25 protein-coding genes are annotated in these 26,752 nt (G+C 68.7%); 8 read left to right on the plus strand and 17 right to left on the minus strand.

Features of this window, described 5'->3' with window-relative positions; genetic code table 11:
- Position 1 precedes the first annotated feature (1 nt).
- The 10 genes from DK368_RS17960 to DK368_RS18000 form a co-directional block, all read right to left on the minus strand.
- Positions 2 to 1,291, minus strand: coding sequence for a pentapeptide repeat-containing protein (locus tag DK368_RS17960; RefSeq protein WP_114395359.1), 1,290 nt, complete (start codon positions 1,289 to 1,291; stop codon positions 2 to 4).
- 169 nt (positions 1,292 to 1,460) lie between these two features.
- Positions 1,461 to 2,348 carry a DUF817 domain-containing protein gene (locus tag DK368_RS17965; RefSeq protein ID WP_114395360.1) on the minus strand — a complete coding sequence of 296 codons (888 nt, stop codon included), beginning with the start codon at positions 2,346 to 2,348 and terminating at the stop codon, positions 1,461 to 1,463.
- Positions 2,349 to 2,591: 243 nt separating this feature from the next.
- Positions 2,592 to 4,235 (minus strand): glucose-6-phosphate isomerase, encoded by a 1,644-nt coding sequence (gene pgi / locus DK368_RS17970; protein ID WP_114395361.1) that lies wholly within the window; start codon positions 4,233 to 4,235, stop codon positions 2,592 to 2,594.
- A gap of 201 nt (positions 4,236 to 4,436) precedes the next feature.
- Entirely contained in the window at positions 4,437 to 4,781 is a 345-nt protein-coding gene (locus tag DK368_RS21505; protein ID WP_155524630.1) for a hypothetical protein, read from the minus strand.
- 63 nt (positions 4,782 to 4,844) lie between these two features.
- A complete protein-coding gene (locus DK368_RS17975; RefSeq protein ID WP_114395362.1) occupies positions 4,845 to 6,224 on the minus strand; it encodes a M16 family metallopeptidase in 1,380 nt (459 codons plus the stop codon).
- Positions 6,224 to 7,657, minus strand: coding sequence for a M16 family metallopeptidase (locus tag DK368_RS17980; RefSeq protein WP_114395363.1), 1,434 nt, complete (start codon positions 7,655 to 7,657; stop codon positions 6,224 to 6,226). The genes DK368_RS17975 and DK368_RS17980 overlap by 1 nt, the downstream gene beginning before the upstream one ends.
- Positions 7,658 to 7,930: 273 nt before the next feature.
- Entirely contained in the window at positions 7,931 to 8,509 is a 579-nt protein-coding gene (locus tag DK368_RS17985) for a DUF3035 domain-containing protein (RefSeq protein ID WP_114395364.1), read from the minus strand.
- A 35-nt stretch (positions 8,510 to 8,544) separates the two neighbouring features.
- Positions 8,545 to 9,096 carry a signal peptidase II gene (lspA, locus tag DK368_RS17990; protein ID WP_338045707.1) on the minus strand — a complete coding sequence of 184 codons (552 nt, stop codon included), beginning with the start codon at positions 9,094 to 9,096 and terminating at the stop codon, positions 8,545 to 8,547.
- A complete protein-coding gene (locus DK368_RS17995; protein ID WP_114395365.1) occupies positions 9,097 to 10,098 on the minus strand; it encodes a bifunctional riboflavin kinase/FAD synthetase in 1,002 nt (333 codons plus the stop codon). It lies immediately after the preceding gene.
- Between the two features lie 162 nt (positions 10,099 to 10,260).
- Complete coding sequence (locus DK368_RS18000) at positions 10,261 to 10,737, minus strand: MaoC family dehydratase (RefSeq protein ID WP_114395434.1); 477 nt, start codon at positions 10,735 to 10,737, stop codon at positions 10,261 to 10,263.
- A 238-nt stretch (positions 10,738 to 10,975) separates the two neighbouring features.
- Between DK368_RS18000 and DK368_RS18005 the strand changes: the two genes are divergently transcribed.
- Entirely contained in the window at positions 10,976 to 11,986 is a 1,011-nt protein-coding gene (locus DK368_RS18005; RefSeq protein WP_162306089.1) for an alpha/beta fold hydrolase, read from the plus strand.
- The gene (locus tag DK368_RS18010) at positions 11,983 to 14,154 is read left to right on the plus strand and encodes a S9 family peptidase (RefSeq protein ID WP_114395367.1); all 2,172 of its coding nucleotides are present in this window, start codon (positions 11,983 to 11,985) and stop codon (positions 14,152 to 14,154) included. Before DK368_RS18005 ends, DK368_RS18010 begins: the two co-directional genes overlap by 4 nt.
- Positions 14,155 to 14,244: 90 nt before the next feature.
- On the opposite strand, the gene DK368_RS18015 is transcribed toward DK368_RS18010, so the two are convergent.
- On the minus strand, positions 14,245 to 14,979 hold the full coding sequence (locus tag DK368_RS18015) for a PhoH family protein (protein WP_114395368.1): 735 nt from the start codon (positions 14,977 to 14,979) through the stop codon (positions 14,245 to 14,247).
- A 430-nt stretch (positions 14,980 to 15,409) separates the two neighbouring features.
- Here DK368_RS18015 and DK368_RS18020 point away from each other — a divergent pair, with 430 nt between their 5' ends.
- The 4 genes from DK368_RS18020 to minE all read left to right on the plus strand — a co-directional run bounded on the left by DK368_RS18020 (position 15,410) and on the right by minE (position 17,856).
- Positions 15,410 to 15,616, plus strand: coding sequence for a hypothetical protein (locus tag DK368_RS18020; protein ID WP_114395369.1), 207 nt, complete (start codon positions 15,410 to 15,412; stop codon positions 15,614 to 15,616).
- A 234-nt stretch (positions 15,617 to 15,850) separates the two neighbouring features.
- Positions 15,851 to 16,660, plus strand: coding sequence for a septum site-determining protein MinC (gene minC / locus DK368_RS18025; RefSeq protein WP_114395370.1), 810 nt, complete (start codon positions 15,851 to 15,853; stop codon positions 16,658 to 16,660).
- An 81-nt stretch (positions 16,661 to 16,741) separates the two neighbouring features.
- Entirely contained in the window at positions 16,742 to 17,557 is an 816-nt protein-coding gene (gene minD / locus DK368_RS18030) for a septum site-determining protein MinD (protein ID WP_114395371.1), read from the plus strand.
- Positions 17,554 to 17,856, plus strand: coding sequence for a cell division topological specificity factor MinE (gene minE, locus DK368_RS18035; RefSeq protein ID WP_114395372.1), 303 nt, complete (start codon positions 17,554 to 17,556; stop codon positions 17,854 to 17,856). Before minD ends, minE begins: the two co-directional genes overlap by 4 nt.
- A 92-nt stretch (positions 17,857 to 17,948) precedes the next feature.
- Here the strand turns inward: minE and panB are convergent, their stop codons facing one another.
- From panB to DK368_RS18055, 4 genes are all read right to left on the minus strand, one after another.
- Positions 17,949 to 18,776, minus strand: coding sequence for a 3-methyl-2-oxobutanoate hydroxymethyltransferase (panB, locus tag DK368_RS18040; protein ID WP_114395373.1), 828 nt, complete (start codon positions 18,774 to 18,776; stop codon positions 17,949 to 17,951).
- Positions 18,777 to 18,915: 139 nt separating this feature from the next.
- Entirely contained in the window at positions 18,916 to 19,830 is a 915-nt protein-coding gene (locus tag DK368_RS18045; protein ID WP_114395374.1) for an RNA polymerase factor sigma-32, read from the minus strand.
- 259 nt (positions 19,831 to 20,089) lie between these two features.
- On the minus strand, positions 20,090 to 20,509 hold the full coding sequence (locus DK368_RS18050; RefSeq protein WP_114395375.1) for a DUF3775 domain-containing protein: 420 nt from the start codon (positions 20,507 to 20,509) through the stop codon (positions 20,090 to 20,092).
- Between the two features lie 93 nt (positions 20,510 to 20,602).
- Positions 20,603 to 22,789 carry a protein-disulfide reductase DsbD family protein gene (locus DK368_RS18055; protein WP_114395376.1) on the minus strand — a complete coding sequence of 729 codons (2,187 nt, stop codon included), beginning with the start codon at positions 22,787 to 22,789 and terminating at the stop codon, positions 20,603 to 20,605.
- 265 nt (positions 22,790 to 23,054) lie between these two features.
- Here DK368_RS18055 and trxB point away from each other — a divergent pair, with 265 nt between their 5' ends.
- Together trxB and DK368_RS18065 are read left to right on the plus strand one after the other, a co-directional pair.
- The gene (gene trxB / locus DK368_RS18060; protein WP_114395377.1) at positions 23,055 to 24,068 is read left to right on the plus strand and encodes a thioredoxin-disulfide reductase; all 1,014 of its coding nucleotides are present in this window, start codon (positions 23,055 to 23,057) and stop codon (positions 24,066 to 24,068) included.
- A 173-nt stretch (positions 24,069 to 24,241) separates the two neighbouring features.
- Positions 24,242 to 25,153 carry a LysR family transcriptional regulator gene (locus DK368_RS18065; protein ID WP_114395378.1) on the plus strand — a complete coding sequence of 304 codons (912 nt, stop codon included), beginning with the start codon at positions 24,242 to 24,244 and terminating at the stop codon, positions 25,151 to 25,153.
- A 333-nt stretch (positions 25,154 to 25,486) separates the two neighbouring features.
- Here the strand turns inward: DK368_RS18065 and DK368_RS18070 are convergent, their stop codons facing one another.
- Complete coding sequence (locus DK368_RS18070) at positions 25,487 to 26,047, minus strand: coiled-coil domain-containing protein (RefSeq protein ID WP_114395379.1); 561 nt, start codon at positions 26,045 to 26,047, stop codon at positions 25,487 to 25,489.
- Complete coding sequence (locus DK368_RS18075) at positions 26,044 to 26,646, minus strand: hypothetical protein (RefSeq protein ID WP_114395380.1); 603 nt, start codon at positions 26,644 to 26,646, stop codon at positions 26,044 to 26,046. Before DK368_RS18075 ends, DK368_RS18070 begins: the two co-directional genes overlap by 4 nt.
- Positions 26,647 to 26,752: the final 106 nt, after the last annotated feature.

Below are 26,752 nucleotides of genomic sequence, written 5' to 3' on the forward strand. Positions count from 1 at the left end.
GTCAGCCATCGCGGCGGGACAGTCCCGTCGCTTCCTCCAGCTGCATCCGGGTCACGCGGGTGCCGGTGAGCGTGGCCCCGGCCAGATTGGTGCCGCGCAGATCGGCGCTGCGCAGATCGGCATAGGCCAGATCGGCCCCCGACAGATCGGCCCGGCGCAGCTTGGCTCCGGACAGGTCGGCGTAGCGCAGCTTGGCCCCGGTAAGATCGGCGGCGACAAGACGGGTGTCGCTGATCTTGAGATAGTCGAGCGAGGCTCCCACCAGACGGGCGTTGCCGAGATTGGCCCCGGCCAGGCTGGCGCCGCGCAGATCGGCCGCCGACAGGTCGGCGCCGCGGAAGTCGCCATTCTGCAACTGCCCGACCTGGATCTGCGCCCCGCTGAGATCGACGCCGCAGAAGACCGCCCCCATGGCGACCAGCCGGGTCAGGCAGGCCCGCGACAACCCATCAGCCCCGCGCAGATCCACCCCCGACAGGTCCAGCGCCGCTCCGGAATGACCGGCGGAGCCGACCCAGTCCGCATGCAGCCGCAGCAGCTCGTGCAGTGGATGCGGCAGGTCCGCCAGCGGCCGCCCGGCCGGCTTGTCGGTCAGGGCGCCGGTCATGTCGGCGCCGGCCAGTTCGGTCAGGGTCAGGGTGGCGCCGGTCAACACCGCCCCACGCAGCGACGCCCCGCGCACATCGGCGCCCGACATGTCCGCCCCCTCCAGGATGGCGCCGTTGAGGGTGGCGTTGCGCAGATTGGCCCGCATCAGCTTGGTGCCGCGCATGATGGCGTCGGTGAAGTCCGTATGCATGGCCATGGCACCGGACAGGCGGGCATCGGTCAGGTTGGCACTGGACAGATCGGCCCCCTGCATGTCGGAGGGCGTGGCTTCCACCACCAGGAAGCGCAGCGACCCGTCGCGCTCCTTCTCCGCCAGGGACCCGTCGCGCAGGTCGGCACTCAGCAGATTGGCGCCGGTCAGGTTGCAGGCCTTGAGGCAGGCGCCGCGCAGATCGGCCTTGACCAGGGAGGCCCGGTACAGATTGGCCTGGCGCAGGTCGCAGCTGAAGAGGACGGCGCAATCCAGGATGCACTCGCGCAGGTTGGCGCCCATCAGCACGCTGCCGGTGAAGTCGGCATGGGCCAGATCACGCCCGGTGAGATCGAGGCCGGACAGATCATGGAAGGCCAGATTGGCCCGCGCTCCGCCCATGCGGGCATTGCGGAACATCTCATGCCGCCGGACGATCTGGTTCAACTGGTCCTGGGTAATGCGGACCAGCGGTCGCTTCTCAAGGGTCATCCCGGCTCCATCGCTCCACCGCCCCGTCTTCCGTATCCGGGACCCGCGTCCGCAATGGCCGGCCCCGCCCACGGCCGCAGGCATGCTGGAGTATCCTTGAGTCTATCACCCCGGTCGGCGCGGTGCCAAGCACACGACGCCCCACCAAAAGGTTGTCCGGCCACCAGGATCAGGCCATCCGTGTCCACGCCGACGGCAGGGGCCGGGGCCGGTTGACCAGGGTCACCAGCACGTAGCTGATCAGCATCAGCAGGAACCAGGAGCCCATCTTGGCCGGGGAGACGGGCGCCCAGCCGCCGGCCTGATGCGGATAGATCCAGGCACCGGCGAAGGTGCCGATATTCTCCGCCAGCCAGATGAACAGGGCCACCAGCCCGAACCCCAGCAGCAGCGGCATGCGGCGGTACGCGTTCCAGATACGGAAATGCACCCAGCAGCGGCCGAACAGCAAAGCCGCCGCCAGGAACAGGGCCCAGCGCAGGTCGGGCAGGACATGGTGGCTGAAGAAGTTGCCGTAACAGGCGGCGGCGAACAGGACCGTGGCAGCCAAGGGCGGATGCCGGGTGAAGCGGAAATCGAACAGGCGCCAGGCACGGGCGATGTAGCTGCCGACGGCGGCATACATGAAACCGGTGAACAGCGGCACACCGCCCAGCCGCAGCAGGCTGGGTTCCGGATAGATCCAGGACCCCATGGCCGTCTTGAAGAGCTCCATGCCGGTGCCGACCAGATGGAACAGGCCGATGACCACCGCCTCCTCCCGCGTTTCCAGGCGGGTGCGGATCAGAACGACCTGGAGCACCAGGGCGGCCAGGGTCAGGGCATCATAGCGGGCCAGGACGGCATCGCGGGGATAGACCAGGGACGTGCCCAGCAGCAGGGCCAGCAGCAGCCCGCCATAGAGACAGGCCCAGGCCTGCTTCATGCCGAAGCGCAGGAATTCATAGATCGCCAGACCCAGCGGTCCCCGCGCCGCCATGGTGGCGGCAAAGACCTGCTCCCGCCCGATGAACCGGGCCAGGGCCGGCCAGGACGCTGCGCTTGACGGATGCTCCATGCCCTTACCCCCGACGATCCCGCCAGAGATATCGCCGGGGTCCGGGGCGGAAAGATGGCGGCCTGTGTCACATCCGTCAGGGCGCCGTCCCTCCCCCCAGCGGCACGGCCATCGGAGCCGAGCTGTCCACAACGATCATCGGGACAGACCAGCCTGCCCGGACAGGAACCGGTCCGCCTGGGCGGCACCGGGGCCAGCCATGGCCTTCGCGCCGCCCACCAGACCAGCCCCCTCCCCGACAGATCAGCCGGGCCGGCCGCCCGTGATGGTGCCGATGAGGCCGGCGGTGCTGGCGTCATGGGGCTTGGCGGCCCCGCCTTCCAGCTCGGGCAGGATGGCCTTGGCCAGCTGCTTGCCCAGTTCCACGCCCCACTGGTCGAAGCTGTTGATGTTCCAGATGATGCCCTGGACAAAGACCTTGTGCTCATAGAGCGCGATCAGCATGCCCAGGCGCCGGGGATCGACGGTGTCCAGCAGGATGGTGTTGGTCGGACGGTTGCCGGGGAACACCTTGTGCGGGAGGAGATCCTCCAGTGCCGGGCCGGACTTGCCCTCGGCCGCCAGCTCGGCCCGCACCTCGTCCGGGGTCTTGCCGCGCATCAGCGCTTCCGTCTGGGCCAGGGTGTTGGACAGCAGGATCGGGTGGTGGCGGCCCAGCGGGTTCTGGGTCTGCACCGGGGCGATGAAATCGCAGGGGATCAGGTGGGTGCCCTGATGGATCAGCTGGTAGAAGGCGTGCTGGCCGTTGGTGCCGGGCTCGCCGAACAGGATGGGGCCGGTGGCATAGTCCACGGCATTGCCGTCACGGTCCACGCCCTTGCCGTTGCTCTCCATGTCCAGCTGCTGCAGATAGGCGGGCAGCCGGGCCAGATACTGGTCATAGGGCAGCACGGCATAGGCCGGCGCGTTCCAGAAATTGATGGACCAGACGCCGATCAGGCCCAGCAGCACCGGCAGGTTCCGCTCCAGCGGCGCGGTGCGGAAATGCTCGTCCATGGCATGGGCGCCATCCAGAAGTTCGGTGAACTTCTCCGGCCCCACCATCAGCGCGATGGGCAGGCCGATGGCCGACCACAGGCTGTAGCGTCCGCCGACCCAGTCCCAGAAACCGAACATGTTGTCCGGGTCGATGCCGAATTTGCGCACCTCGGCCTCGGCGGTGGAGACGGCGACGAAGTGCTTGGGCACCGTGGTCTCGTCCCCGCCCTTCTCCAGGAACCAGGCGCGGGCGGTATGGGCGTTGGTCAGCGTCTCCTGGGTGGTGAAGGTCTTGGAGGCGATGATGAACAGCGTCGTCTCCGGGTCCACCCGCTTCAGCACCTCGGCGATGTGGGTCCCGTCCACGTTGGAGACGAAATGCGCCGTCAGGCGCGGATGGTGCCAGGGCGTCAGCGCCTGGGTCACCATGGCCGGCCCCAGATCGGAGCCGCCGATGCCGATATTGACGATATCGGTGATGGGCTTGCCGGTGTACCCGGTCCAGTCCCCGGCGCGCACGCGGTCGGCGAAGGCCGACAGGCGGCGCAACACGGTGCGCACCTCGGGCATGACATCGGCGCCATCCACCAGGATCGGCCGGTCGGAACGGTTGCGCAGGGCCACATGCAGCACGGCGCGGTTTTCGGTGCTGTTGATGCGGTCGCCGGCGAACATGCGGTCGCGCCAGCCTTCGAGGTCGCGGGCGCGGGCCAGATCCAGCAGCAGCCGCACGGTCTCGTCGGTGATGCGGTTCTTGGAATAATCCAGCAGCAGCCCGTCCAGCCCCAGCGAGAAGCGCTGGAAGCGGCCGGCATCGGCGGCGAAAAGATCGCGCAGCGTGGTGCCGTCCAGGCTGCGGCGGTGGGTTTCCAGGGCGGTCCAGGCGGGCGAGCGGGTCAGGGCGGACATCGGGGCGGCATTCCTCGCTGCGGGCCGGGGTGTTTCCGGTTCTCGTGGCGCACCGGAAAACCCCCAAGCGTTCGGTTTACCGTGCGGCCGGTCCGGATGGTCCCGTCTGTCCCGGCCGCACTCTGGCGGCCCGATTGTTATCACGGTTGTGCTCGACCACAAGCCATGGAAGCCGCGGCTAAGCCACGCGGAGTAGGGGCATCAGCGGGATGATGTGCGGCGCCAGACCGGGAAGGGATGCACGGTGGCCACCGGCCCCGGCTCGCCCTGGTTCTGCGGCTGGCCCCGGTCCAGGGCGGCCACAAGTGTTTCATGCTCGTGCATCAGGCAGCGCAGGCGCGCCCACTGGACCCGGATCTCCTCCTCCAGGGCGGCGAGGCGGTCGCCGCCCTGGGATTTTGCTGCCGGGGCCGCCGCAGCCGGGGAAACGGCAAGAATTGCCGCCAGTCCCCGCTCCGAGCCAGGGCATACAGGCGGCGACGCCGCCGGCAGGGACACGGACGACGGCGAAAGGCGGCGGGTCGGACGGCTGCTGGGATCGAACAAATTTCCCTCCCGGGTCTGGACTGCCCGGGAGGGAAGCAAGCCACATGCCAGAAAGTGGTATCCCTAGCCGCGCTCACCGGCGGCGGTGCGGGTCGGCGTCACACCCTCGGGCTGGCCGACCACGATGGTGGTCAGCTGCGCCGGGTCGAGCAGGCGTTTGGCCACCCGCTGCACATCGGCCAGGGTCACGGCGTTGATGAGGTCGTTGCGGCGGTTGAGATAGTCGATCCCCAGCTTCTCCTGCTGCACGTCGAGCAGGATACCGGCGATGGCACCGTTCGAGGTGAATTGCAGCGGGAAGGAGCCGGTCAGATAGGTCTTGGCATCGTTCAGTTCGGCCTCGGTGATGCCCCTCTGCCCCACCTCGCCCCAGATCTGCTTGATCAGGTCGATGGCCTGGCCGGCCTTGGCGTTGACGGTGGAACCGCCCACGGTGACCAGGGCGGTGTGGTCGAGGGATTGCAGGCCGGAGCTGACGCCATAGGTCAGACCCCGCTTCTCCCGCACCTCCTCCATCAGACGCGAGGAGAAGCTGCCGCCGCCCAGCACATAGTTCAGCACGGTGGCAGCGTACCAGTCCGGGTCCTGCCGTTTGATGCCGGCCTGGCCCATGACCATGATGGTCTGCGGGATCGGGCGCGGCACCAGCACCGTCTCCCCGGCCGCCTTGGGCTGCACATCGGCCACGGCGAAGGGGGCCGCCTTGGCCGGCAGGCCGCCGAACACCCGGTCCAGCACCTTGGCCAGATCCTGCGGGCTGATGTCGCCGGCCACGGCCACCTTCAGCGTGTCGCGGGCCAGCCGGGCCTTGACGAAGCCGGCCAGATCATCGCGGGTGATGGCGGGCACCGTCTCCAGCGTGCCGCGCGCCGGACGGCCATAGGGATGGTCGGGGAACAGGGTCGACGAGAAGGTCAGCTGCGCCCAGTAGTTGGGATCGGCCTGGCTGCGCTTCAGGCCGGCGGTCATCTGGCCGCGGATGCGCTCCACCGCGTCGGCATCGAACCGGGGCTGGGTCAGGGCCAGCCGCAGCAGATCGAAGGCCGTCTCCCGCGTTTCCACCAGCGTGGTCAGCCCGCCGCCGAAGCTGTCGCGGCCGGCGCCGAAGCTCAGGCCGATGGAATTGTCCTCCAGCTTCTTTTGGAAGGCCTGGCTGTCCAGGCTGCCGGCGCCTTCATCCAGCGTGGCGGCCACCATGGTGGCCAGCCCCAGCTTGTTCTGCGGGTCCAGCGCCGAGCCGCCGTCGAAGGCGAACTGCAGGGAGATGACGGGATTCTTCTGGTCACGCACCAGCCAGGCTTCGATGCCGCCGGGGCTGACCACCCGCTCGATCTCCACCGCACCGGCCGGAAGGGCCAGCAGCGCCAGGGCGGCAATGGCGAGGGTGGCGGCCAGCGCCTGCCGGGCGGCGGTACGGGCCATGCTACGGAAAAGGGCGGTCATCAATGCTCCTCCCCCCGGGTCGTGGGCACCAGCGGCGCCGCGGCGGCGGCCGGACCGGTGACCGGGGCATCGGGATCGGGCAGCAGGATGCCCGTGACGTTGGTGTTCGGGGTCAGCACGGCGCGGGCGGCGGCATTGACCTGCTCGACAGTGACGGCGGCGATGCGGTCGGGCCAGGCCTCCACATCCTCCACCGTCCCGCCGGTGGCCAGCGCCTGGCCGAAGGCATAGGCCGGCCCCTGCAGGCTGTCGCGGGCGAAGATGGCCTCGCGCGTCAGCCGGGTCTTGGCCGTCTCCACCTCCGCCTGGGTGACGCCGTCCTTCAGCAGACGGGCCACCTCGGCCTCGATGCCCTGTTCCAGCCGGTCCAGATCCACGCCCGGCGCCGGGCTGGCGCCGATGGCCAGGGTCCCGAGATTGAATGCCTGGGCGTCGTAGGACAGGGAGACGCCGGCGGCCAGCTTCTGCTCCACCACCAGCGTGCGGTAGAGCCGGCTGGTGGCGCCGCCGCCCATGATGGTCTGCAGCACCTCCAGCGCGTAGGCATGCTCCTTGGCCCCGTCATGGTAGGAGGGTGCCTTCCACACGCGCTGCCAGCTGGGCTGGCGCACCTGGGCATCGACCAGGGTGATGCGGCGCTGGCCCTCGGTCGGCGGCTCCTGCACCCGTATGCGCTCGGGCACATCACGGCGGGGGACCTTGCCGAAGGTCTTCTCGGCCAGCGGCTTCAGTTCGGCGGCGGTGATGTCGCCCGCCACCACCAGCACGGCATTGTTGGGGGCATACCAGCGCCGATAGAAGGCCAGCGCGTCCTTGTCGTCCAGCGACGCCACCTCGTTCATCCAGCCGATGATGGGGGTGCCGTAGGGGTGATGCACGAACAGGGTGGCGTTGAGCTGTTCGGCCAGCCGGGCGCCGGGATTGTTTTCCGTGCGCTGGCGCCGTTCCTCCAGCACCACGGCCAGCTCGGGCTTGGTGATCTCCGGCGTCAGGCGGAGATCGGCCATGCGGTCCGCCTCCATGCCCATGACCAGTTCCAGCCGGTCGCGGGCGATATTCTCGAAATAGGCCGTGTAATCGTGGCTGGTGAAGGCGTTGTCGCGGCCGCCATTGCGGGCGATGGTCTTGGAGAATTCGCCCGGCGCGATCTCATCCGTGCCCTTGAACATCAGATGTTCAAGGAAGTGGGCGATGCCGGACTTGCCCCAGGGCTCGTCGGCGGAGCCCACCTTGTACCAGACCATCTGGCTGATGACGGGGGCGCGGCGGTTGGTCACCACCACCACCTGCATGCCGTTGGACAGGGTGAAGGTTTCCGGATCGAAGACGCGGGCGAAGGCTGGCGGCGCCAGCGCCACCAGCGCCGTCAGGGCCGCCCCGGCGGCCAGGCCGGCGGCATGGCGGCGGAGACGGGCAAGGGGCAGTGCAGTCACGGGTCACACCTCGGGCACGGGCAGGAGGGAACAGGGAAACAGGCCGGCGTGCCCGATGATACCGGTCGCCGTCGGGTCAGACCCCCGGGCCGCCGCGCGGCACGCGGTCCGCGGCGGCACTGTGGCCCGCCCGGACCCGTCCGCCAAATGAAACCGGGTTCATCTTCACCGTCCACCACGCTCCGGCCAGAAGCCGGCAAACAAAAAGGGCGCCGTCGCCAGCGCCCTTCTCTGCCTTCTGTCGGCCCGGTCCGCACCGGGTCCCGCCGGGGCTCAGTTGCCCAGGGGGATGCGCACACCGCGCGACTCGCCGGGCGCACCGCCCGACCCCGGCTCGGGGATGGCGACCTTGCTGCGCGGCGCGCTCGGGGTGACGGTGTCATCCCGGCTGCCCGGCTGGGTCACGATGTCGGGCTGCTGCTCGCCCTTCCAGAACATCAGCTTGTCGAGGAAATTCCGATCCCCGACCACGACACCCGGATTCTCGCGGTCGACGATGGCGCGGATGTCGGGATTGGCCTGATCGGCCCCGACCAGGGCCAGCAGCGCGCCTTCGCCGTTGCTCTGCTGACGGCTGACGCGCGGATCGATCAGCCCGCCCGTGCCGCCGCCGGCGGCACCGAACACGCTGCCGGCGTTGCGCGCCTCGCGGTCCAGCTCCTGCGGACGCGGGCTGCCCGGCTGCGGCGGACGCAGGCTGTAGTCCGGCGGGACCTCCAGCGGCGCACGGGCCACCACCTGGAACTCGTCGGGCGACGAGCGGTCGAACAAGCTGCACGCGGACAGCGAACCGGCCACGGCCAGCAGCATCATGGCCGGCAGAACGGCCCGCGAAACCTTAACCTCACCCATGGTCCGATCCGTACCTTCTGAACAAGTTCCCGACCTTACCCCCGCGCGGGCCGCGCGAACAGGCCTTCGGCTACCAGGAGAACCACACCGACGACGATGCAGCTGTCCGCCACATTGAAGGCCGGCCAGTGCCAGCCCGCAATATGGAAGTCAAGGAAATCGGCAACGGCCCCGAACCGGACACGGTCGATGACATTGCCGAGGGCGCCGCCGATCACCAGCCCGATGCTCACGGCCTGGAAGAGCTGCTGCGTCCGCTGCAGCCATACCACCAGAACGGCGCTGATGACCAGCGCCATGGCGATCAGCACATAGGGCATGAAGTCCGCCTCGTGGGCGAACAGACCGAAGCTGACGCCGCGGTTCCAGGCCATGACCAGATTGAAGAAGCCGGTGATCTGGGTCGGCGCCGTCGGCGCCAGGCAGCCCGGCCCGGTGGTGCCGGCCAGGCAGGGCAGCGCCACATGCAGAATCCACCATTTGCTGAGCTGGTCCAGCACGAAGGCCAGGGCGGCTACGCCGAATCCCACCGCCAGCATGCGCCGGCGCACCTGCGGTGCCGCCACCGCGTCCCTGGTCATCATCATCTATCCCTGTCTGCCCCTGTCTGCCGCCAAGACGCGGCGGGCCGTCTCTGCATCCCGCGCAATCTGGGCTTTTAGATGGTCGAGCCCGTCGAACTTCATCTCGGGCCGGAGGAAATGCCGCAGCTGCACCCGCAGGTGCCGGCCATAGAGATCACCGTCGAAATCGAACAGATTGACCTCCAGCCGCTCCACCAGCCCGCCGACGGTGGGACGGCGGCCCAGATTGGCCACCCCGTCGATCCACACGGTCCGTTCGCCCTGGTCGATGCCGGCCCGGACGGCATAGACGCCGAAGCGGGGACGCAGATAATCGTCCAGCTCGATATTGGCCGTGGGAAAGCCGATGGTGCGTCCGCGCTTGTCGCCATGCTCGACCCGGCCCTCGATCTCGAAGGCATGGCCCAGGATGGCCGCCGCCTTGTCCGGTTCGCCGGCCTGGAGCAGCTCCCGCACCCGGGTGGAGGAATAGACGGTGCCGTCGGGTGCCGCGGCCGGCCGCACCTCGCTGACGCCGAAGCCCAGGCCGGTCCCCATGCGGCGCAGAAAGTCGATGGTGCCCTGGCGCCGGTGGCCGAAGACGAAGTCATAGCCGGCCACCACATGGCGCGCCTCCAGCCCCGCCACCAGCACGTCGCGGACGAACGCCTCGGCCGAGTGCTGCGAGAAGGCGCGGTCGAAATGCAGGGCGAACAGCGCATCCACCCCCAGCGCCTCGATCAGCCGGGCCTTGATGCGCAGCGGTGTCAGCCGGAACGGCGGATCGTCGGGCCGGAACAGGCTGCGGGGATGCGGCTCGAAGGTCAGCACCGCCGACGGCGCCCCCAGCCGCTGCGCCACGGCCTGGGCCTCGGCGATGACGGCGCGATGGCCCAGATGCACCCCGTCGAAATTGCCCAGGGCCACGACGCTGCCGCGGATCGCCGCCCCCGGATCGGCGGAGCCCTGGTCGGGGGCGGCGCGATCGGCAGGCTCTTGACCAACGATATGACGATACAGCTTCATCAGGCCGGAGTCCGGTTCACTCGGGGAGACGCCGCCGAGGGGCAGCCCCTGCCGGAGCATGCCCGCAGCCGGCGGTGCCGCGCAGGGGTACGGGCACGGATATAGTCGCAAGCCCCCTGCCCGGTCCAGCCCCACCGGCAGATCGCCCGGAAGGAACGCGGATCAGGCCGCGTCGCCGGTCGGACGCGGCGGAACCATCACCATGGCCTCCCCCTCGATCACCGTGGTCTCGCCCACGGTGCAGATGGTGGACAGGATGGCGCGGCGCTTCTCGGCCACGATCTCCTTCACCGTCACGGTGGTGGTCACCGTTTCGCCGATGCGCACCGGCGAGCGGAAGCGCAGGGTCTGGGACAGATAGATGGTGCCCGGCCCCGGCAGACGGGTGCCCAGCACCGTGGTGATGAAGCAGGCCGACAGCATGCCATGGGCGATGCGGCCCTGGAACGGCGTGGCCCGGGCATATTCCTCGTTGAGATGCATCGGGTTGGTGTCGCCGGAGATGCCGGCGAACATGACGATGTCGGTTTCCGTGATGGTCCGGGCATAGACGCCGCGCATGCCCACATACAGGTCTTCCAGATAGAAGCCGGTGAGATCGGCGGGGTCGAGGCCGGTGCGGCGGGTGATGGCGTCCATGGGCGTCTCCTCTGCGGCGGGCCGACTCTGGTCAGGCCGACGCCCCCTGGGCGGCCCGGCGGGGTGGGGGCATGCTGCGCTGCACATACTACCTCCGCGCCAGGGTGACGGTCAAACCGGCACCGCCGCGGGCCGTGCCCGGCCGCGATGCGGTCCCATCTTTGTTCCTGCTTGCCCGTCGCGCTGGCCCGCCGCTAGGCTGCCCCTCCCGTCCACCAGCACAGCGGAGCGCCCGACCGTGCGGGATGCCGCCTGTCTTGCCACACACGCTCCGTTCTGGCGTTTCGAGCGCCTGTCCCGCCCCGGCGGGGCCTGGCTGCGGCTGGGCCATGGGCCGGCACCGGCCGGTCCGGCCCGCGGCAGCGTGCTGCTGCTGCCCGGCCGCTGCGAGGCCATCGAGAAATACGAGGAGCTGGCGCAGGCGCTGGCGGCGCGGGGATACCGCACCGTGGCCCTGGACTGGCGCGGCCAGGGCGGCAGCGCCCGCATGGCGGCCAACCGGCTCTGCGGCCATGTGGACCGGTTCGAGACCTTCCTGGACGATCTGGAGGCGGCGCTGCCGGCCCTGCTGGCCGACATGCCGCAGCCGGTCATCGCGCTGGGCCATTCCATGGGCGGGCACCTGCTGCTGCGATTCGCGGCAGACCGGACCGCCGAGCGGGCCGCGCAGGGCGGCCCCGGGCGCGTGCCCCCCTTCGCCGGCCTGATCGCCTGTGCCCCCATGCTGGGCGTGCGCCTGCCCATGCCGGAAGGGCTGGCCCTGCGCATCGCCACGGCCATGGTCGGCCGCGGCCTGGGCGAGCGCTATGCCTGGGGCCAGCGCGACTGGGGTCCCCATGACACGGTCTTCGCCGGCAACCGCCTGACCGGCGACCCCGTGCGCTTCCAGACCCAGGTGCGGCTGTTCACGGAGCATCCGGATCTGGCCCTGGGCGGCGCCAGCTGGGGCTGGCTGGCGGCGGCGCTGGCCTCGATCCGGCACCTGCTGGCCCCATCGCTGCTGGAGACAATGGATCTGCCGGTGCTGCTGCTGTCGGGTGTCAATGACGGCATCGTCCGGCTGGACCGGCACGCGGCGGCGGCCCGGCGGCTGCCGCACTGCACCCACCGGCGCTATGCCGGCGCCCGGCACGAGCTGCTGATGGAAACCGATGCCATCCGCGACCGGGTGCTGGCCGATATCATGGAATTCCTGGACCGGCTCGCCCCCGTCCAGGCCGAACACAAGAACGGGACGGAACAGACATGAACAGGACGACGGGATCGGCCGTGGCTGGGGCCGCGCTTTCCTTGATGGTGGGGCTGGCCAGCGCCGCGGCGCTGGCCGGATCGGCGGCGGAGTTCCGCCAGAGCGCCTTTCCGCCGCCGCCGGTGGCCAAGCAGGTACCGACCACGCTGGAGAAGCATGGCGATGTGCGCGTCGATCCCTATGACTGGATGCGCGACCGCGACTATCCCACCGTGGACGATCCGGCCATCCTGGAGCATCTGAAGGCGGAGAACGCCTATGTCGAGCGGGTGCTGGGCGACGCCGAGTCGCCGCTGCGCCGCACCCTGTTCGAGGAGATGAAGGGCCGCATCAAGGAGGATGACAGCGGCGTGCCCTACCGGGAAGGCGCCTACGAGTACCAGGTGCGCTACGAGGCCGGCAAACAGTACCCGGTCTATGTGCGCCGCCCGGCCGGCAAGGGCGATTTCGCCACCATCCTGGACGTCAACGCCCTGGCCGAGGGCAAGGGCTACATGCATGTCAGCAGCGCCAGCCCCAGCCCGGACGGACGCTATCTGGCCTTCACCGAGGATGATGACGGCTCCGAGCAGCTGAAGGTCCGGGTCAAGGACCTGACCACCGGCAAGACCATCGGCGGCGGAATCAGCGGCGCCAGCTACGGCGTGGCCTGGGCCTCCGACAGCAAGACCCTATTCTACACGCTGCAGGATGAGTTCCAGCGGGCCAAGAAGGTGATGCGCCACACCGTGGGCGCCGATCCCAAGAGCGACGTCCTGATCTATGAGGAAAAGGACGGCCCCTGGACCGTCAGCGTGGGCCGGAGCCTGTCCGGCCGCTTCATTGTCATCGGCGCGCAGAACAATGCCAGCAACGAGATCCGGCTGCTGTCCGCCGACCAGCCCACCGCCGCGCCCACGGTGCTGGTGCCGCGCCAGACCTTCCGTGAAACGCAGGTGGCGGACCAGGGCGACACGCTGTGGATCCTGACCAACGACACCCACCGCAATTTCCGCCTGGTCAAGGCCCCGGCCAAGGACCCGTCGCCGGCCAACTGGACCGAGGTCATCGCCGGATCGGACGATGTCTATCTGACGGGGATCGAGGCGTTCCGCGACTGGCTGATCCTGTTCGACCGCAAGGACGGCCAGCAGCGCGTGCGGGTGCGTGACGCCCAGGGCCAGGAGCATCTGATCGCCTTCCCCGACAGCAGCTTCGATGTCGGCCCCGGCGACAATGCCGACTACGAGGCGCAGACCCTGCGGCTGAGCTATGAATCGCTGGTCACGCCGCGGACCGTCTATGATTACGACCTCAAGGCCCGCACCCTGACCACGCGCAAGGTGCAGGCGATCCCCAGCGGCTATGACGCCAGCCAGTATGTCACCGAGCGGCTGATGGCGCCGTCGCGCGACGGCAAGACCAGGATCCCCGTCTCCATCGTCTACAGGAAGGGCTTCGAGAAGGACGGCAAGCGGCCGGTGCTGCTGTATGGCTACGGTTCCTACGGCATCCCCACCTTCCCCCGCTTCAGCACCAACCGCATCAGCCTGCTGGACCGCGGCTTCGCCTTCGCCATCGCCCAGATCCGCGGCGGGGACGAGATGGGCCGCGGCTGGTACGAGGACGGCAAGCTGGAGCACAAGACCAACACCTTCTTCGACTTCATCGACGCCGCCCAGTTCCTGGTGGCCGAGGGCTATGCCGGCAAGGGCACCGTGTCGATCCAGGGCGGCAGCGCCGGCGGCATGCTGGTGGGCGCCACGCTGAACCTGGCGCCGGACGGTCTGTTCCGCGCTGCCATCGCCCAGGTGCCCTTCGTCGATGTGGTCAGCACCATGTTGGACGAGACGCTGCCGCTGACCGCCGGCGAGTATGACGAGTGGGGCAACCCCAACGAGAAGGCCGCCTATCTGCGCATGAAGGGCTACAGCCCCTATGACAATGTCAGCGCCAAGCCCTATCCCCACATCATGATCACCGCCGGCCTGTCCGACCCGCGCGTGACCTATTGGGAGCCGGCCAAGTGGGCGGCCAAGCTGCGGGCCATGAAGACCGGCGACAGCGTGCTGCTGTCCTACACCAACATGGGCGCCGGCCACGGCGGCGCCGCCGGCCGCTATGACGCGCTGAAGGAGACGGCCATGGTCTACGCCTTCCTGCTGAAGGCCTATGGCATCGAGAAGTAAGCGGAACCCGGACCGGGGTCGATGCGGGGGGCGGCCACAGAAGGCCGCCCCTTTTCGTTGGCCCCTCGCCTCATCCGGGTCCTGGCCCGCCTACAGCACCGTCAGCATGCTGGCCACCAGCGGGTGGCGGACGATATCAGTGTCGGCCAGACGGACGACGGCGATGCCGTCCACCGCTTCCAGACGGTGAGCGATGTCGGCCAGTCCGGACAGGCCGTTCAGCAGGTCGGACTGGTCGGGATCGCCGGTCAGCACCATGGTGGAGTGCCAGCCCAGACGGGTCAGCAGCATCTTGATCTGGGGATAGGTGCAGTTCTGGGCCTCGTCGATGACGACGAAGGCGTTGTTCAGCGTGCGGCCCCGCATGAAGCCCACCGGCGCGATCTCGATGGTGCCGTCGGCCATCATGGTGCGCAGACGCTTCATGCCCAGCCGGTCCGACAGGCTGTCATAGAGCGGCCGCAGGAACGGGGCCATCTTCTCCGTCATGTCGCCCGGCAGATAGCCGATGCTCTCCCCCGCCTCGATGGCCGGCCGGGACAGGACGATGCGCTCCACCCGCCCCTTCTCCAGGGCCTCCACCGCCGCGGTGATGGCGAGATAGGTCTTGCCGGTGCCGGCCGGCCCCAGCGCCATGGTGAGGTTGTGCGTGGCAATGGCCTCCATCAGGTCCGCCTGGCCGACACTCATGGGCCGGACCTTGCGGACATAGCTCTGTTCCCGGCGCTCTTCGCCATCGGCCAGCGGGTCCCAGCCGCCGTCACGCGGGAACAGCGGGTGGACCTTGGCGTCGGCAGTCAGGGACTTGGGCTGGCGCTTGGCCATGGGGCATCTCCTCACAGGGTTGAGAAGGCTTGCGGGCGGAGAGCCGGCCCCCGGACAACAAAAAACCGCACCCTCGGGCGAGGTGTGCGGTCGATGCGGTCCAGCGTCGGGAGACGGCGGCGGCCGGGTGGTTCGCCGGTGCAGCGTCCACCCCCGCCTGCGGCAAGGCCGGCGGCGGGACGGGTGCGCGGAAGGGGACAGGTGCGCTGCGGCAAAACCCTCGTCCATCCATGGGGAACCACTGGCATGACGCTACTGCAAAAAACACCCTTCGTCAGCATCTGTTGCGTCTGTCACGGAAGTTTCACCCTATATCTTGCGCCTACGCCCGTTTGGACAGGGGATTATGACCCGCGACGGTGCTGGCCCGCGCCGGCCGGCCGGATTAGACTGAAGCCATCGCAACACGCGCCGCAACAGGAGCCATCCCATGGGCCGGTCCATGGATCATCGCAGGCCGCCGGGCCGTCCCGCCGCCGCCGCTGCCGGTACCGACGCGGAGTCCGGACAGGAGGGGTTGAGCGGGGCCGAGGACCGCCGCAAATCGCTCTACGCCCTGAAGGTCCTGTATGAGCGCGGGCTGCTGCCCGAGGCGGAGTACCGTCGGCGCCTGGCCGCGCTGGGCGGGACGCCGTGACCGGACCATCCGTGCGCAAGGGGAAGAGAGCGGCAAAATTGCACGATCGAAAGGCGAAAACTCCCTCTCCAACAGATATTGTGCTGCGACCGTCTCCTGTCGCAAGATGTGGGTGAGGGATTTCCTTGACGCCGGGTCCCATCTGGGCTTGAACGGCGGGCTTGAAGAGGCCGGATCATCCGCCGCGACCATCCGCGACGGCACCGGCAGTCACGGGCGGGGTCAGGACCGACAATGAGCAGCCAGGTGGCCACCAGGGACGCGCCGTTCCAGCTGCGCGGCGCAAACTTCACCATGATGGTGCTGAAGGTCGGCGACCCGCGCAATCCGAACTTCTTCCCGGTGCTGGCCGGCAAGATCGCCCAGGCGCCGAACTTCTTCCGCAACGCGCCCGTGGTGCTGGACCTGGACGACATCCCGGCCGGCGTGCCCTTCGATTTCGAGAATTTCTGCGGCCTGCTGCACAATCTGGGCCTGATCGCCGTTGGCCTCCAGGGAGGGACCAAGGAGCTGCAGGATGCGGCCCTGGCCGCCGGCCTGGCGGCCCTGCCCGCGGCCAAGGGCCGGGCGGAAGGCTTCGACCCGCTGGCCGGCACCGGCCGCAGCCCGGCCCAGGGCGTTCACAACATGCAGCCGCAGAGCGCGCCGGAGCCGGCCGCCGCCTCTCCTGCCGCCCCTCCTGCCGTTGCCGCGGAGCCTCTGCCCTATCAGCGCAGCACGCTGATCGTCACCGAGCCGGTGCGCTCGGGCCGGCAGGTCTATGCGGCCGGCGGCGATCTGGTGGTGGTGGCGCCGGTCAGCCCCGGCGCGGAACTGCTGGCCGACGGCAGCATCCACGTCTATGGTACATTGCGTGGCCGTGCCCTGGCGGGGGTCAGCGGCGACCGCAGCGCCCGGATCTTCTGTCAGAGCCTGGAGGCGGAGCTGGTCTCCATCGCCGGGCTGTACCGTGTCAGCGAGGATATGGACAAGTCCATCCGTCGCCGGCAGGTCCAGATCTTCCTCGATAACGGTTTTCTGCATATCGACCCCGTCGCCGCCTGACACGGGGCCTTGCTTTCGACATGTTTTTCGTCTGATTGGCCTTTTCGTTTTTGAGCAACCTCTGACCTTGGGAGACGCCTCTTGGCCAAGATCGTCACGATGACCTCCGGCAAGGGCGGCGTGGGCAAGACGACCTCCAGCGCCGCCTTCGGCACGGGCCTTGCCCTGCGTGGTTTCAAGACCTGCATCATCGACTTCGATGTGGGCTTGCGGAACCTCGACCTGATCATGGGCTGCGAACGCCGCGTGGTGTTCGACTTCGTCAACGTCATCAACGGCGAAGCCAAGCTGAGCCAGGCGCTGATCAAGGACAAGCGGGTCGAGAACCTGTACATCCTGCCGACCTCGCAGACCCGCGACAAGGATGCCCTGAGCAAGGAAGGCGTCGAGAAGATCCTGGACGAACTCAAGAAGGAGTTCGACTACATCGTCTGCGACAGCCCCGCCGGCATCGAGAAGGGCGCCCAGATGGCGCTGTACTTCGCCGACGAGGCCATCATCGTCACCAATCCCGAAGTGTCGTCGGTGCGTGACAGCGACCGCATCCTGGGTGTTATCCAGGCCAAGTCGCGTCGGGCCGAGCAGGGGCTGGAGCCGGTGAAGGAGCATCTGCTGCTGACCCGCTACGACCTGGAGCGCGTCGAGAAGGGCGAGATGCTGAAGGTCGACGACGTGCTGGAGATCCTGGCCATCCCGCTGCTGGGCATCATTCCGGAAAGCCCGGCGGTGCTGAAGGCCTCCAACGTGGGCATGCCGGTGGTGCTGGACGACAAGTCCGCCGCGGGGCAGGCCTATGCCGATGCCGTCGCCCGCTTCCTGGGCGAGAAGGTGGAGCATCGCTTCATGAAGCCGGAGAAGAAGGGCTTCTTCGACCGGCTGCTGCGGAGGTCTGCATGAGCCTGTTCGACATTTTCCGCCGAAAGGACCCTGCGCCCGCCGCCCAGGCCAAGGAACGGCTGCAGATCGTGCTGGCGCACGAACGCGGCGACCGCAACAGCCCGGAGTTCCTGCCGCAGCTGCAGAAGGAGCTGCTGGCGGTGATCAAGAAGTACGTGCCGATCGACGACGACAAGGTCGCAATCAAGCTGGAGCGCGAGAGCGGCTGTTCGGTGCTGGAGGTCAATGTGGAGCTGCCCGTGGGCAAGGCCCGGGCTGCCGCTGCTGCCGCCGCCGGCAAGCCCGCCGCGGCAAACTGATCCGGAGAGGGGGAAGCGGCGTCAGCCCTTCCCCCCTATCCATTGTTCAATCCGGGCGCCGTTGCGCCCCCCCCCCGCCGCTGCGCACCCGGTCAGGCCGGCTTGCGTTCGGCGAAGGTGTGTTCAGCCGCCGGGAAACGGCGGGCACGGACATCCTCGGCATAGGCCCGCGCCGCCTCGGCCATGGTCTGGCCGATTTCGGCATAGCGCTTCACGAATTTCGGCGTGAAGCCGCTGAACAGTCCGAACATATCGTCCGAGACGAGAACCTGGCCGTCACAGGCGGCGGAGGCGCCGATGCCGATGGTGACGATGGGCACCGACTCGGTGATCTTTCTGGCCAAAGGCTCCACCACCCCTTCAATGACCACCGAGAAGGCCCCGGCCTCGGCCACGGCCCTGGCGTCATCCAGGATCTTCTCCTGCTCGGCGTCGGAACGGCCACGGGCCTTGTAGCCGCCCAGGGCATTGACCGCCTGGGGCGTCAGGCCGATATGGCCCATGACGGGGACGCCACGGCGCACCAGGAACTCGATGGTCTCGGCCATTTCCCGGCCGCCTTCGAGCTTGACCGCGGCACAGCCGGTTTCCGCCAGCACGCGGGCGGCATTGCGGAAGGCCTGCTGCGGGCTTTCCTGGTAGCTGGCCCAGGGCAGATCCACCACGACGCAGGCGCGGCTGCTGCCGCGGACCACGGCGGCACCATGGGCGATCATCATGTCCAGCGTCACCGCCAGGGTGCTGTCCAGCCCGTACAGCACCATGCCCAGGCTGTCGCCCACCAGCAGGCAGTCCACATGGGGATCGAGCTGGCGCGCCACCGACACCGTATAGGCGGTGAGCATGGACACGGGCTCCTTGCCCTTGCGGGCCGCCAGCTCCGGGACGGTGATGCGTTTGATCTGAGCCGATGCGCTCATGGCCTTCCCCCATGCGTTCTTTGTGCAGTGCAAGGCTGCCTGTGTTGCCACAGCCCTACACCAAAGGAAACCGGGGGTAAATCACCGCGGCAGTGGGACGCGGGGTCCCACCGCCGCAATCCGCCGCCGCCGCGGCCGGTCAGGACAGCAGCCGCATCTCGCCCCGGGCCCGCTTGGAGGCCATGGGCAGGATGGGGTTGGCCGAGGCCTCGGCCGAGCTGCGCACCCGCCGCGCCACCTTCTTGTAGGCGCCGCTTTCGATCTGGCGGATACGTTCCTTGCTGACCCCGTACTGCTGGGCCAGCGTCTCCAGCGTCACCGGCTGGTCGCTGAGATTGCGCGAGACGAAGATGTGCCGCTCGCGGTCGCCCAGGATGGTCAGCGCCTCCACCATCAGGGCCCGGCGGGCATCCATCTCGCTCTTCTCGGCCAGACGGTATTCGACCGTGTCGCTGTCATCTGCCAGCAGATCCAGGGCCTCGCTGTCGCCATCCTCGCCCACCGGCACGTTCAGCGAGGTGACCGGCGTGGCGAAGCGGTGCTCCATCTCCCGCACCTCCTCCACGCTGGCCCCCAGCTCCTCCGCCACCTTGGCGGCTTCCGCGTCGGTCATGACACGGTCCTGGAAGCCCAGGCGCCGCTGGGTCTGGCGCAGGTTGAAGAACAGCCGCTTCAGCGCGGCGGTGTTGCCGCCCTTGATCATGGACCAGTTGTGCAGAACATAGGACTGCACCTCGGCCCGGATCCACCACAGGGCATAGGTGGCCAGACGGAAGCCGCGGCTGGGATCGAACCGCTGCACCGCCTTGACCAGGCCGATATTGGCCTCGGATATCAGATCGCCGATCGGCAGGCCGGAGCGGCCATATTTGGAGGCGATCTTCACCGCCAGCCGCATATGGCTCTTCACCAGCAGGTCGAAGGCCCGGCGATCCTGGCGCTCCACCCACGCCTCCGCCAGCTGCTGCTCCTCTTCGGGCTTCAGCATGGGGTAGCGATTGGCCTGCGCCGTGTAGGACCGCAGAAGGTCAATGCTGTCGGAATACGCCGTCATGCGTCTGTCTCCTTGCGACACGGCGGACGCCCCTCCCGGCCCGGCTGTCGGCACCGGCTGCGTCATCGTTTGCCGCTCCTCCTTGGAACGGTTCTAATGTATGTCGTTCCCCGCCGGGGCGCAAGACCCCTGGCATTACTCGGGCATTAAATGGCTGTCATGCACCGGCGCCGCAGCGCCCATTCATGACCCTTGTCTCCCGAACCCTTGTCCCCCGGCCGCCGGTTCCTGGCGTCCGCCGCCGACGAGATGACGCCGTCTACAGGCACTTCATGGCGTAAAGCGCCTTGGTCAGGTACTGGTGCAGGTTCAACCGTTCCACCAGATAATCGGCATCGCCACTGGGGGCGGTCCGGGCGGCCTCATCCATGGCCTGATCCCATTGACCGACGGTGAAATCGCCGCGCCCGATCAGCATCACGGCCTTCAGCTCGTGCCGTGCATCGGGCGGCAGGGCGTCGATGGCCGCCCGCAACTGCGTAATCTCGCCCAGCTTTGTGGTTTTTTCGAGGACGTTGAGGCTGTCGAGATCCGTCGGATTGCGGCTGCCGCGCTCCAGCGGCTGGTCGCCCAGGTCGATGTCGTGCAGGCCGCCGATCAGCTGGCGATGGGCATCGCCCGCCTTGCGCGCCAGCTCGGCGATCTGCTGGACCTGGGCGACCTCAAGTAGGCTGAGCATGGGATCTCCTCCAAGGTATGGACCTCGAAGGGCAACAGCGTCCCGGCGGCGGTGTCACGCCGCCGGAAGCAGGACTGTCACGCCGGACCCGGCTCAGGCGGCGCCGGCGGGCACCTGGGCCAGGGCATCCAGCACCAGCCCTTCGGTCAGCACCTGCGGCAGCACCACCGGCTCGGCCCTGCCCGGCACATAGAGCAGATAGAGCGGCACCCCGCTGCGGCCGAAGCGCGCCAGCATGCGGGTGATGGTGGCGTCGCGGTTGGTCCAGTCGCCCTTGAGGTAGGTGATGCCGCGCTCGGCCATGGCCGCCTTGACCGCGGCGGCGGACAGCGAGGTCTTCTCGTTGACCAGACAGGTGATGCACCAGGCCGCCGTCAGATTGACGAACACGGGCTTGTTGCGCCCGGTCAGCTCGGCCAGACGCGCCTCGCTGAAGGGCTCGTGCCCCTCGCCCGCGGCGGCGGCGGTCTCGGCCGCGGCGGCCGGAGCCGGTCCGGCCGGCAGGCGCACCAGGGCCACGGCCGCCACCAGGGCCAGCAGCCCGAAGGCGGAGGCGCCGAGGCGCCAGCCGGTGTCGGCGGTGCGGGTCACGCCATAGAGCCAGGCGGCGAAGGCCACCAGCACCATGCCGCCCAGCACCCCGGCCACGGCCGCAGGCCCGGCCTGCAGCGACAGCACCCAGACCAGCCAGGCGGCGGTGGCGTAGAGCGGAAAGGCCAGGGCCTGCTTCAGCCGGTCCATCCACAGGCCCGGCCGCGGCAGCCGGCGCAGCAGGGCCGGGCTGAGGGTCAGGGCCAGGAAGGGCAGCGCCATGCCCAACCCCAGCGCCAGGAACACGGCCAGGGCTTCGTACCAGGGCTGCAGCAGGGCGTAGCCGACGGCGGCCCCCATGAAGGGGGCGGTGCAGGGCGTGGCCACCACCGTGGCCAGAACACCGGTGAAGAAGCTGCCGCTGTACCCTTCGCGCCCGGCCAGCCCCTGCCCCACGCCCATGAAACTGCCGGCGATGCTGAACACACCGGACAGCGACAGGCCCAGCAGGAACATGACATAGGCCAGGATTCCCACCACCAGCGGGTCCTGCAGCTGGAAGCCCCAGCCGATCTCCGCTCCGCCGGCCCGGAGCGCGATCAGCACGCCGGCCACGGCGGCGAAGCAGACCAGCACACCCGCGGTATAGACCAGACCATGGGCGCGGGCATGCTCCGCCTCATGCCGGACCAGGGCCAGGGCCTTCATGGACAGGACGGGGAAGACGCAGGGCATCAGGTTCAGCACCATGCCCCCCAGCAGGGCGAAGAGCAGGGCCGGCCCCAGACCCAGCCCCGCCGTCTCGGTCGCCGCCGCCGTGGGCAGGGTCGCCGCGGCGGAAGCGGCCGTGCCGGGGGCGGACCCGTCCGGCGTGGCCGCGACCCCGGTGGCAGCCCCGGTGGCAGGCACGCTGATCTGCAGGGCCTGACGGGCCGTGGCGCCGTCGCCCAGCTTCTCCTCCAGCACCAGCACGCCGCGGATATCCTCCTTGGGCAGGGCGCCGCCGACGGGGAAGGTCAGATGCAGCCCGTCCCCATCGGTGGTCAGCGTCTGGGCGGCGTTGGGACTGGCGACGGTCCACTGTTCCGGGAAGAAGAAGGCCCCGGCAAGCCGGCCGGCCTCCGCCTGCGGCAGGGCCAGAGTCAGCCTGTGCTGTTCCTTGCCCGCCTCGAACCGGGCGGGGAACGGATTGTCCGCCGGCAGGCTGGCGCGGGCGGCGGTGAACAGGGCAGCCGCCTGTGGCGACGGGGCGGCGGGACCGGCCGCCACCGGCAGGGTCAGGCTCAGGGTGGCCGACTCGGGAATACAAATGTCCTCACAGACCAGCCAATCGGCGGCGGCGGTCAGGGTGACGGGCTGCCCCGGCACGGCATCGGCCGGCACGGTCACCGGCGTCAGCAGATGCACCTCGCCGGCATAGCCGAAATTGACCAGCGGCCCGATGGGGAACCGCTGCGGCGCCGGCCAGACGATGGCGCCGGCGCTCCAGCCCGGGGGCAGGGTCCATTTGATCTCGGTGGCGATGCCGCTGTCGCCCGGGTTCAGCCAGTAGGTGTGCCAGCCCGGACGGATGCGCTGGGTCAGCGCCAGCCAGACGGTCCGGCCGGGCACAGCCGCCTGCTCGGCCGTCAGCTCCGCCTCGACATTCTCGGTGCGGACCGGGTTGGCGGCGGCGGGCGCACTGGTGGCGGGCAGGGCGGCGGTGAGGCCGAAAAGGACGAGGAGAAGGGCGGCGGCCTTGTGCAGCATGGGACCCGGACCTGTCAGACGCATGGGCGAGGCGGATGGGGCGAGGCGGATATATGGACCCTGCCGCCCTGCACCGCCACCCTGCCACAGCGCGGGGCGGCAACGGAACCCATGTCGCAGGGGCGCCGACAGGGACAAGGCATTCCGGAGGTTGAAGGCTGGCCTGCATGCGGGTAGGGTCGCAGCCCCCGCCCGCCGGGGCGATGTGTGCATGACCAGACGCCGCGCCCGACGGTCGGGCGCCTGCATTGCAAAGGGAAGTTCCATGGCCGTCCACCGTATGAAGCTGCTGATCATCGGCGCCGGGCCCGCCGGCTATACCGCCGCCATCTATGCCGCCCGCGCCAGCCTGGAACCGACCCTGGTCCAGGGCATGCAGCCCGGCGGACAGCTGACCATCACCAAGGATGTGGAGAACTTCCCGGGCTTCGCCGCCCCCGTCGAGGGGCCGGAACTGATGGAGCAGATGCGCCAACAGGCCGAGCGCTACGGCACGCGCATGGTGTTCGACGTCATCACCGAGGTGGATTTCAGCAAGCGCCCCTTCGTCTGCAAGGCCGACAGCGGCGACGAGTTCGTGGCTGACGCCGTGATCATCGCCACCGGCGCCCAGGCCCGCTGGCTGGGCATCCCCGGCGAGCAGCATTTCCAGGGGGCCGGCGTGTCGGCCTGCGCCACCTGTGACGGCTTCTTCTTCCGCGGCAAGCCGGTGGCCGTGGTCGGCGGCGGCAACAGCGCCCTGGAAGAGGCGCTGTACCTGACCCATCACGCCAGCAAGGTCACCCTGATCCACCGCCGCGACAGCTTCCGCGGCGAGCGCATCCTGCAGGAGCGCGTGGCCGCCAATCCCAAGATCGAGGTGGTCTGGGACAGCGTGGTCGAGGAGATCCTGGGCGAGGGCGGCTCCAGCTTCACCGATCCCAAGCGGGTCACCGGCGTGCGCCTGCGCAACCTCAAGACCGATGCGGTCAGCGATCTGGCACTGGAAGGCGTGTTCGTCGCCATCGGCCACGACCCCGCGACCAAGGTGTTCAAGGGCAAGCTGGAGATGGATGCCGAGGGCTATCTGCTGACGGCGCCGGACAGCACCAAGACCAGCATCCCCGGCGTTTTTGCCGCAGGCGACGTCAAGGACAAGGTGTACCGCCAGGCCGTCACCGCCGCCGGCATGGGCTGCATGGCGGCACTGGAGGCCGAGAAATGGCTCGCCATCCAGGCGGCGAGCCCGGCCGAGGCCTTCGCCGAGGCATCGCGCCAGAGCATGATCGGTGCCTGGTGATCCGAAAGACCCTCACCTTTCGTCGAGCTAGTGTGGTCGGCGGCGCTGGGTTACCACAATCCCTAGCGCTTCCGGCGGCATCGGTATATCATCCATGCGCCGGGCGCATTCCGCGCCCGGCCAAGATCTCCAGCGGCCGGGTTCCCGTCGGCCGCTTCACCTAGGGACAGGTCATGGATTGGGACAAGCTTCGCGTCTTTCACGCGGTCGCGGAGGCGGGCAGCTTCACGCATGCGGGGGAAACCCTGAACCTCAGCCAGTCGGCGGTGAGCCGGCAGATCAGCGCGCTTGAGGAGAGCCTGCATGTGCCGCTGTTTCACCGGCATGCCCGCGGCCTGATCCTGACCGAGCAGGGCGAGCTGCTGTACCGCACGGCGCGCGAGGTGTTCGCCAAGCTGTCCATGACCGAGGCGATGCTGTCCGAATCGAAGGAGCATCCCAAGGGTCCGCTGAAGGTGACCACCACCATCGCCTTCGGCTCGACCTGGCTAACGCCGCGGGTCAAGGAATTCCTCAGCCTGTTCCCGGATGTGCAGCTGACGCTGCTGCTGGACGACAATGAACTGGACCTGTCCATGCGCGAGGCGGATATCGCCATCCGCATGTCGGCGCCGCGCCAGCCGGATCTGATCCAGCGCCATCTGATGACGGTGCGCGTGCATCTGTACGCCCACAAATCCTATCTGGAGAAGCGGGGCGTGCCGCAGTCCATCGCCGAGCTGGACCAGCACGACCTCATCGCCTACCCGAACGAGGCCCGCGCCCCGGTGGCCAACATCAACTGGCTGCTGCATGTGGGTGACCCGCCCGGCGGCGAGCGCCGCACGGCGCTGCGCGTCAACAGCCTGTACGCCATGTCGCGGGCCGTGCAGAGCGGGCTCGGCATCGCCGCCGTGCCCGACTATGTGGTCGAAGGCCGGCCCGATATCGTGCGCGTGCTGCCCGATGTCAGCGGCCCCCGCATCGACGCCTATTTCGTCTATGCCGAGGAGCTGCGCCACTCCAAGCGCATCGCCGTGTTCCGCGATTTCCTGGTCAAGAAGGTGGCGGAAACCTTCCCGGCCAGCCATGCGACCACCGCATAGCAAGGCTCGCGCTTCACCCCTGGTGAAATCAACGGGAATGCATATTTTCAGGGCACTGGTTGCTGCGGAGCAGCACCCAGCGTTTCGCCCCGGATTACCCGTCCGGGGTTGGGTCTTCGGACCCGCGTCTCCCAGACGTGAAGCCTCCCTGTTCAACTCGCCCGGAAGGCATGGCTTTCCGGGCGTTCTTTTTTCCGCCCCCTGAAATCAGACGACCGCTGATGCCGCTGCCGCGGCGGGCCGTGTGCCGTGCGCGCCGTGGGCCTGGGATGCCGTTAACAGGGCGACAGACCCTCGGCCTAAATTATAGGCTGGCAAAAGCCTATTTTTTAATCATGCAATTTTTGCAGGACCGGCGAGCTTAGGTATGTCCGTCAGGTCGCCTGCATGGGGAATCACCTCGATGACGGTGAACCCGTGCTCCTCAGGGAACCGGATCTGGGCCTTACGGCGGGCGCGGGCCGGATCGCCGGCAAAGAAGAAGACATAGCGGCCATCGTCCCACAGGGCGGTGATGACCCGCGGCTCCAGCGGCGGCGCGGCGGCCGGGTCGCGGCGCACCCGCAGGACCCAGCCCGTTTCCGACAGGCCACGCCGCTCGTCCAGCACCAGGATGCGGCGATCCATTGCCTCCAGGTCGCGGATGCGCTGCTGCAACGTCTGGAGACGGTCGCGCAGATCGTCGGTCTCGTTGCTGTCCTGACCCGAGGTCAGCCGCTGGTTGAGGCTTTCCTTGGCCAGTTCGCGGATGCGCCGGCTCAACGCCTGCTTGCGCCGTTCCAGTTCGCGGATGCTGCGGTGGGCATCGGCGATGACATGGCGGGCCCGCTCCAGCGACGGCCGGGTCGACAGGACCACGATGAACAGCCCGAGCAGCAGGGGAAAGGAGATCATGCCGACGCCGCCTCCGGCGGAGGCGGGTCCCCGGCCGGTGCCGGCTCCTCGGCCAGCGGCAACGGCTGGATATGCACGACCTTGAAACCGCCGGAGGCGGGAAAGGCCCGCTCCAGCTCATGCTTGGCCTCGTCCAGGGTCCTGGCCCAGACATGCACCGGGCAAGGCATGCCCCAGCTGGCATCGTAGAAGGGGTGCTTCTCGCCCCGCTTGGCCTGATGCGCCACCGAGCTGTTGAAGACCAGCGCCTCGAAGGGATGGTGGGGCCGCGCCTCCGAGCCGAGCAGGCGGACGAAGCGGTGTGGCGCCATTTCCAGTTCACGCAGGCGGCTGCGCAGCTGCTTTTCCTGACGCTGCACCCCGAACAGTTCCGCCGCAGCCCCGGTGGCAGCCTCCTTGCGCGCCTCCACGCGGCTGGACAGGCCGTTGACGATGCGGGCATAGCGGACGATGGCATCGCGCAGCGGCTGTTCCCTGCCCTCGCTGCGGATCAGCACGGCCCAGACGAAGCCGCCGACGGCGATCAGCAAATTGACACCGATGGCCGCCAGGAACGTCAGCAGGGCAAACTGCACGATACTGAAGAGACTGGGGCCCACCACCGCCTCCCGGCCCGGAGCAACGCTCTCAAAGACGCTACGATATGTCAGCCCCCGGGGGAATGGGCAGGTCCAAACGGACAGGGTAGAGCGGCGGGGAATGTGC

It is taken from the genome of Oleisolibacter albus, assembly GCF_003336875.1.
GTDB lineage: Bacteria > Pseudomonadota > Alphaproteobacteria > Azospirillales > Azospirillaceae > Niveispirillum > Niveispirillum album.